Below are 1,601 nucleotides of genomic sequence, written 5' to 3'. Positions count from 1 at the left end.
CTCACAGAAGCGTAAATGCTGCAATTTTCCTGTAGCATCATCGATGAATACCAGCAGACAGCATTTAGCAGCGCGTCCTTCAAACCAGTCATGGTGTGAGCCATCAATTTGGATCAGTTCACCAAAGCAATCCCGGTTGTAACGAGGCTGATACGGTCGTTTCAGGCGTTTGGATCGAGGAATCCACAGGTTATTGGCCATCATCTAGCGCCGAAGCGTTTCTACCGGGATATTCAGATCAAACATGCTGCTGAGCTTCTCATGCGCCAAGGTGGGTCCAAATCCCAGCAGATGTTCAGAAATAATGGAAAGACATTTTGATTTTAATAAATCATCATGGCGACGATGGCCAGGTTGACCACGACTGGCATGTGCCATACCTGAAACACCATCTTGATTGAGCTTCTGTAATAACCGGGTAATTTGACGGGTGGAAAGATTCAGGATTTCAGCAGCACGGACTTGTGTAATACGATGATCTCGAACGTCTTGCAGAACAGCAAGACGTTGAATTTCTTTGTCAGACATAGTGATCAGCATCTATATTTCATATCCAGTCCATGATGTTTAAGCCATCATAAACTAGACATTTTTATTGGTGAGAATATAGACATTTTGAATGGGTTCTAACAATATTATTTCGTATAATATACATTATGTTAAATAGGTGACTCTATGGTCAGTATAGATGCTCTACTTTTCATTAGAATAACAGCATCTTTTTTAAGCTGAATAAAAAAATGAATATTGTAGAAGAAACTATAAAATTGGGTGATAAATCTATATTTTTTAAACGATGGATTGTCCCTGCTTCTCATAAGACTCCCATTATTTTGCTTCATGAATCTTTAGGAAGCGTTGAACTTTGGAAAAGCTTTCCTCAACGATTAGCTGAATTTCTCCAGAGAGAAGTTATTGCTTATGATCGCTTAGGATTTGGAAAATCCTCACCCTTAGAAAAATTATCTCTTAATTTTATTACGGAGGAAGCTCAAACAACTTTTGCTGCTGTACTACAACATCTAGAAATAGATCAATTTATTGTTATGGGCCATAGTGTTGGTGGTGGGATGACTGCTGTAATAGCTGCTATATATCCAGACCGTTGCAAAGCAGCAATTACTATATCCGCACAGTCTATGGTGGAAGAAATTACTCGACAAGGTATAAAAGATGCGGAAACTAATTTTTGTAATGAACAATTCATTAAGAAATTAGCTAAGTTTCATGGAGATAAAGCTGAATGGGTATTAAGAGCATGGATCGATACTTGGTTATCACCATCATTCCGTAATTGGAATATAGATGTCTATATATCAAAAATAGAACGTCCTCTTTTAGTAATACATGGGGAACATGATGAATATGCAACTTTGAGTCAACCAGAACGCCTTATTCAGCTTGCTAATGGATATAAAGAGCTGAAAATTCTAAAAGATTGTGGTCATTTCCCTCACAAAGAAAAGGAAACAGAGGTAATAACAACTATCCAAAGTTTCTTAGAGAAAATTTAAATTTTCTAAAATTAACATAATACACCTTATACGAAGGCAAAAATGTAACTCCAAAATAGAAATGTCCGGTTTCTCCAAAGTAAAAAT

1 protein-coding gene and 1 pseudogene are annotated in these 1,601 nt (G+C 37.0%); one reads left to right on the top strand and one right to left on the bottom strand.

Features of this window, described 5'->3' with window-relative positions; translation table 11 throughout:
* A pseudogene (locus ADA42_RS18315) lies at window positions 1-540 on the bottom strand (helix-turn-helix domain-containing protein); the annotation flags it as partial.
* Between the two features lie 200 nt (window positions 541-740).
* Here ADA42_RS18315 and ADA42_RS17805 point away from each other — a divergent pair.
* Window positions 741-1,514 carry an alpha/beta fold hydrolase gene (locus ADA42_RS17805; protein WP_004942631.1) on the top strand — a complete coding sequence of 258 codons (774 nt, stop codon included), beginning with the start codon at window positions 741-743 and terminating at the stop codon, window positions 1,512-1,514.
* Window positions 1,515-1,601 lie beyond the last annotated feature (87 nt).

Origin of the sequence: Acinetobacter sp. 243_ASPC, assembly GCF_001054715.1 — a bacterium.
In the GTDB taxonomy this organism is placed as follows: domain Bacteria; phylum Pseudomonadota; class Gammaproteobacteria; order Pseudomonadales; family Moraxellaceae; genus Acinetobacter; species Acinetobacter soli.
This window is presented reverse-complemented; position numbering and strand designations above follow the sequence as displayed.